Source organism: Massilia soli, from assembly GCF_016809835.1.
Lineage (GTDB): Bacteria > Pseudomonadota > Gammaproteobacteria > Burkholderiales > Burkholderiaceae_D > Telluria_A > Telluria_A soli.
On record NZ_JAFBIL020000003.1, the window covers coordinates 592599 to 598871 of the forward strand.

The window sequence follows — 6273 nt, forward strand, 5'->3', positions numbered from 1 at the left end:
CAACAAGCCGACGAGCGTAATCGGTAGAGTCTGCCAGATCGTATCCGACAACTGCGCCCCTGCATTACTGCCACGGACCTAAAACCATGAATCAATTTAGAGGCGACGCGGCCGCGCTTGAAGCCCTGGCCAATGACCGGCAAGGCAAGCGCATCCTGCGCCTGCGGTTTCGGAAAGACGATGCGCCGGCTAACGCCTTCATGCTGGCCAATCGTCTTGATGCAAGTGAGGGGCTGGGGCAAGACTACGCTTTCACAGTTGAGGTCCTATCTGACAACGCAGCAATCCCACACGATGACGTGCTTGGCAAGATGGTGACGGTCGAACTGGTGCGCGAGGACGGTACGCTCCGCTTTTTCAACGGCTTCGTCTTCGATTTCAGCTTCCTCAAAACCGACGGCGGCTTCGCCTACTACCAGCTCGTACTCGAACCGTGGCTGTCCTATCTCCGACTGCGCCAGGACAACGTAGCGTTCCACGATATGAGCGTCATCGATATGACGACGAAGATATGCGACGAATACATCAAGCGCGACTGGCGGCATCGCGTAGTCGCCGCCGATCCACCAATCACCTATAGCTGCCAGCACAACGAGAGCGAACATAACTTCCTGCACAGGCATTGGGAGGCGAGGGGTTGGCACTACTATTACGAGCATCGCGCTGACGGGCATTCGCTGGTCCTTTGCGACGACAGCACCCGATGCGCACTGCCCATTGCAGGCGAGCGCACCGATATGCCATATCAGGACAAGGCCGGCGTAGCCGAAGACGATGGGATCCATGGGTGGAGCCCCGGGCGCCGTATCGGGTCCGATAAGGTGACAGCGGTGAGCTTCAACTTCAAACATCCCAGGCCTAAGCGCGTCGAGAGGACATCGGCGCAAAGCCGAAGCGCCGAGCCGCAGCTGGAAGTGTATGAGAACACCGGTACCTACGGGTTCAAGGACTTCGACGACGGGCAGGCACTTGCACAGCTGCGGATTGAAGAGCTGGATACTCGGCGCAGCGAATATCGCGCCAAGGGCAACGATCGCACCGCGGAGCCGGGGAGATGGTTCACGTTGAGCGGGTATCCCGAATCAGGCAATGCGAAAGGGACGGCCGCACAAAAATATCTCATCACCTCGGTGCGCCACGAGGCGACGAACAACTACCAGGATGGACGCGATGCGGTCTCGAGTTACAGCAATGAGATGACGTGCATCGCGCATAACCTGCCATGGCGGCCTGGACGCGGCTTCAACAGCGAGGAGCCGAAGATCTTCGGGGTTCAAACCGCGGTCGTCGTTGGTCCTCCTGGAGAGGAAATCTACACGGACGGCTACGGCCGGGTGAAGGTGCAGTTTCACTGGGACCGTAAAGGCGAATTTGACGATAAGAGCTCGCCATGGGTTCGCGTCCTTACGACTTGGGCCGGTCCGCAATTTGGTCAGATCAGTCTTCCCCGCGTCGGAATGGAAGTGGCATTGCACTTCTTGGATGGCAACATTAACCATCCTCTGATCATTGGTTGTGTCTTCAACGCGAACAACATGCCGCCATGGGAGCTGCCGCTCAATAAGACGCAGAGCGGGATCCTAACGCGCTCGACAAAAGAGGGCAGAAGCGCCCATGCGAACGCGATTCGATTCGAGGACAAGCGCGGTGAAGAAGAAGTGTGGCTGCACGCCCAGAAAGATCAGCGGATAGAAGTCGAACATGACGAAGCGCACTGGGTTGGCAACGATCGTAGGAAGACCGTTGACCACAATGAAACGGTTGAGGTCAAGAACGACCAACAGATAACAGTCCACAACAACCGCTCAGAGCGGGTCGATCACGAAGAAAAGATCAGCATAGGTGACAATCGCACTGAGGATGTGGGCAAAAACGAGACGATCAACATTGGAGGCAATCGTACCAAGTCGGTCGTCAAAAATCAGAAGGACAGCATTGGAAGGAATTGGTCCATCAACGTCACCAAGGTGAAAACCGAGACAATCGGTATGGCGTACATGCAAAACGTCGGAATGGGGCGTATGGAAAACGTCGGCCTTGGTTACGACTTAAACGTCGGACTTGTCATGGCAACCGTTGTCGGCGCTAGCCAATTTACAAAGGTCGGCAAGACGGTTTCCATTTCCGCTGGCGACAAAATTCAGCTTATTTGCGGGCAATCGAAGCTGGTGCTGACGCCAACTGCCATCTACATAGAGGGCAACGATGTTCATATCAAGAGCAGCAGCAAGGTTCAGCTTGATGGGCCCGCTGACGTATTGCTGAACTCAGGAAGTGCCCAGAGCGCTCCCTTGGGCCCAAAGGGTAAAGAGGAATGAACCCGACAGCGTCGTTGCCATTTGACAGCATGGGGTAACTCATGGCCACTATTGAGAACAGCACCGGGGTTCCACATTTCTGGTTCGAACAAACCGGGCCGGACGGCGAACACCTTGATGTCCTAGTTGTACGCGCGACTTTCGCCTTTGGAGTCAATGGCCAGCCGATGACGGTGACGCCTGAGCAACAGCCGATTGCCTACGGCGATGCCTATTCGGATTCCGTCGAAAGCGACCCGCTGCGCGCCGTTATCACTGAGGACGGAGATCTACTCCCTTACAAACCAGGCACGGATGTCTTGATTGTGGGGCATGCGGTCGCACCGGCCGGCATTGCTCAGCCATCTTGGCTCGCCAGTGTCCGGGTCGGGCAGATGCGCAAAACTTTACGGCTGCACGGCCCGAGGAATTTTTACAAAACGTTCTTTGGATGGCGCCTTGGACCTAGCGAGCCAGTTGCATACGTGCCGCTCGACTACCGGCTCGCGTATGGAGGATGCATCGACGTTCCAGCGGCCCTTACGGCAGAAAGTATCGCCTATACGATCAAACATCCAGGCAACCCGGCAGGATGCGGCTGGCTCCCGAAGCCAAGTGCGTACAAGCACCTGCCTAGGGCGGCACGTAGGCATATCAAGGATTGGATCAAGGGGAAGAAATTTCTTCCCGCACCCCAAATTGAATCAGAGGCAACGCCTGTCCGGTATCCGTTTCAGAACGTGGATGCGCAAGGTTTCAGCACGATAGCACGCTGGTGCGAACCGAGATTGTCCTGGCAAGGGACATACGACGATGAGTGGCATGCGGCTAGGAATCCCATGTTGCCAAAAGATTTCGATTCGCGCTACTACCAAAGCGCTGCTGCAGACCAGGTGTGTTCTCCGTATTTGATTGGTGACGAGCGGGTCGTACTGACCGGCCTATTATCCGACGATCGAGAAATGTGCCTGCCGGGGTGGCGCATGGTTGCCGCGGTCACACGCGCTAGTGGTGAGAGCACGCTATGCATTTTTAACCTCGATACTGTTCGTTTTGATCTGGACTCCGGCGAGGCCTCGTTGGTGTGGCGCGCACACTTTGATTTTGTCGATCCGGTCGTTGAAATTGCTTTGGCCGCTATCACGGGTGGCCTCATGAGCGATAGCCCGTCAATGACGGCGATGCCGAACGGCGAGAACACCCGATGAGTTCCTCACGCGACAAGTTGAATTTATCGGATCTGACGAGATCTGGTCCTAAAGGAAATGTCGTCCTGGACCGACGTTCAATTGAAGATCAGCTCGCCGAGCGTGCACAACTGATTGAGAACGAGAAACGAATAGCTCAGCTTGAGCGCAGTAACGCGGAACTCGAAGCGCAACTCGCACAAATGGAACCGGCGGTCGTCAATTCCCACGCTACTGGCAAGGGGAGGGTGAGTCATATTGCCCATTCCGCAGGCTGGCAAGCGATCTGTACTGCGCCTGATTTCTGCAAGGTCGGCAATGCCGTGGTGGCGTTCAATAGTTTTGCCACGTTGGACATGCAGCAGGCCGCGTCGCCAAATGTTAAGGCGAGAGGTACTGCGGTGTACCGCAAAGGTGACATGATTAAAAAAGTCCAGGGAGACGCCGGCAAGCACATTGTTTCCGGAACTTCCCTCGGAAGCGGACATGTCAAGATTCTGGACGGCCACGATAACGTCAAAGTGAACGGAATTCCGGTCGCGCGCCACGACAGCCGCTGCCTCATCAACTGTGACGCTTCGGGTGTTGGCGGCGTACAAGGAAAACTTGTCACGGAGCGGAAGACTGTCGGCGAGGGCGAATCTACCCCGAAGGACGCCGCGCCTCCGGGGGAGCGCACCAGCGAAAAGCTGGCCGCCCTCAAGAAGGCGAGAGCGAGCGTCGCGGACGGGATGCTTGAGCTCGATGCGCTCGATGAGTACGTCAATTTCGACCAATCCAATCAAGCACTCAGTGACCTTATCGCGCAGATCAGCGGTACGCACGGCACGGCCGTAGGCTACGCGGCCGAGGTTGCGCGCGGCGTGCTTGGGTTTGGCAAAGATCTTGTGATGGGGGCAGGCGAACTAGCGTACGAGGGCATTAAGGCAGTGCCCAAAGTTGTACAGCTGACCCAGACGCAAAAGGGCAAAGCTCTTGCTCTGCTCGATGCAAAGATCTTCGGCGAAAATATAAAAATAGGTAACATTACGCCGGGGACTATCGGGCGCGGCGCACTGGATGTTGGCAAAGCTATCATCCTGCCAGTGACCGATCCGTGGGCTAAAGGAGATTACGTTGAAGCTGTCACCCGCGGCGCTGCGGAAATCGGCACGCCAGGGCTGGGATGGTTGAAGGGCAGAAGTGCAGGACGTGCCTCGAGGGTGGCTGATGCAAGCAAGGCTTCCGATGCGGCGACAAAATTCCCGCGCAGTGTCGCGCTGCAGGTGGATAATGGCGTGCACATTCGCCAGCACAAGAAGCCAGAATTTAGCGGTGATTGGGACGATTATTTGACTCGTGGACTTAGAGCTGACCCAATGGCTACTCCGGAGGGCCGCAGAATGGTTCACGAATTCGAAAAGACTGGTTTGAGTCCGGCGGAGGCGGTGCAAAAGACGAAAGACCTAATGCAGACCGGTTCGACGATTCCTTTGCCAAATCCAATCGAGATTGGGGACAAATTTTACAAGATCATCCCTGAGGGAGGACAAGTCGGGCCTAGCAGCGCTTTCTGGGCGACCGAAGCGGAACTTGCGACGCTGCGAGGCGCGAGCTATGATCAAATCGCAGACAGAGTCGGAATCCCGCTGATTTCGCAGCAGGGCATACGTTTCGAGGTTGTAGAGATAACCGCGATTCGGCAGGGGACATCCTTCACTTCAGTGATTGCACCAACAAAAGAAATTGGATCAAATGGCGTGATATGGTCGCAAAATGGCGGCGGCCTTCAAACCTTATTGGCCGACCGCAGTATTTTTTCGGCTCCAAGACTCACTAGTATAATATTTCCTTAGGTGCATATGCATAAGAAACTGGTTAAGTACAATGAATGGCATTGGGCCGAGGTCGACCCCATCCGCCTAAAACGAAAAGCGATAGCGCTTCGTGACGAAATTGAGAAGAAAATCTCACCGGATCATGATCCGTATCAGTTTTATAGCCGAACATATCCCATTGTCCAGGCGGCGATAAGGGGTGAAATTGCTGAATCCTTGGATGAGAATGTTTCGCGATTTGTTAGTGCAAACTATAAGCGAGACAATAATGAGGGAACCTTGCCACCGGAGTACGATCATGATTTCAGAAAGGCTGTAGCTGGATTTTCTGTTACAGTCCAAGGGCTCTCACTCGGGCCGACAGAAAAACACGAAAGCGATGGCGCGACCTATGGCTGGCTCAACTTTGAAGATGAGGGCGATTGGCCCGACAAGGTAATGTTTCCTTAGAGTCTATGCCACCAGTTTTAAGAAAGTTATTAAGTATATTTGATAGGCTTCCATTATCCGGTGCCTGGGAGCCGTGCACTTTAGAAAAGGCAGCATTTACGCAAAGTAACAACATTAGAGTTCCCAGCGGAGAACGTCGTAATCACTGTTGAGGCCACCGTACCCGAGAGTCCATTGGGTCTGCTTGGCCAGCTTTTGACCGTACCGATGAATGCCGAGATTGGGGCGTGCGACTATTATTTTTATTTACATGATAGATAATGTGCCATAATTTGATTAGGTGCGACGATTGGCATTTTAAAAGTTGATCCTATTCGCCTGAGTAGAAATGCAATTTTTTTTCGCGATCAACTCATGGCAAAGGTTAGAGGGCTACCGGTGTGTACGAATTTTATTCATTACCATGCACGTGCTTGACTTTGCCATTCGGGGTGAGATTACCTAGGGAAGCGCTGATCAATTGATGATTTCAGCGGTTTCCCGATTTTTGGCGGAAGCGGCATCGTCGAAAAAACGGAATGC

General features: G+C 54.4%; 4 protein-coding genes. All 4 read left to right on the forward strand.

Annotation, left to right across the window (positions count from 1 at the left end; genetic code table 11):
• Nucleotides 1-86 precede the first annotated feature (86 nt).
• Genes I4X03_RS10140 through I4X03_RS10155 form a run of 4 tightly spaced genes read left to right on the forward strand, consistent with a single transcriptional unit; the run spans nucleotide 87 to nucleotide 5751 of the window.
• Nucleotides 87-2318 carry a type VI secretion system Vgr family protein gene (locus tag I4X03_RS10140; protein WP_223468094.1) on the forward strand — a complete coding sequence of 744 codons (2232 nt, stop codon included), beginning with the start codon at nucleotides 87-89 and terminating at the stop codon, nucleotides 2316-2318.
• Between the two features lie 41 nt (nucleotides 2319-2359).
• The gene (locus tag I4X03_RS10145; protein ID WP_223468095.1) at nucleotides 2360-3505 is read left to right on the forward strand and encodes a DUF2169 family type VI secretion system accessory protein; all 1146 of its coding nucleotides are present in this window, start codon (nucleotides 2360-2362) and stop codon (nucleotides 3503-3505) included.
• Nucleotides 3502-5319, forward strand: coding sequence for a PAAR-like domain-containing protein (locus I4X03_RS10150; protein ID WP_223468096.1), 1818 nt, complete (start codon nucleotides 3502-3504; stop codon nucleotides 5317-5319). Before I4X03_RS10145 ends, I4X03_RS10150 begins: the two co-directional genes overlap by 4 nt.
• Before the next feature lie 6 nt (nucleotides 5320-5325).
• Nucleotides 5326-5751 carry a hypothetical protein gene (locus I4X03_RS10155; RefSeq protein ID WP_223468097.1) on the forward strand — a complete coding sequence of 142 codons (426 nt, stop codon included), beginning with the start codon at nucleotides 5326-5328 and terminating at the stop codon, nucleotides 5749-5751.
• Nucleotides 5752-6273 lie beyond the last annotated feature (522 nt).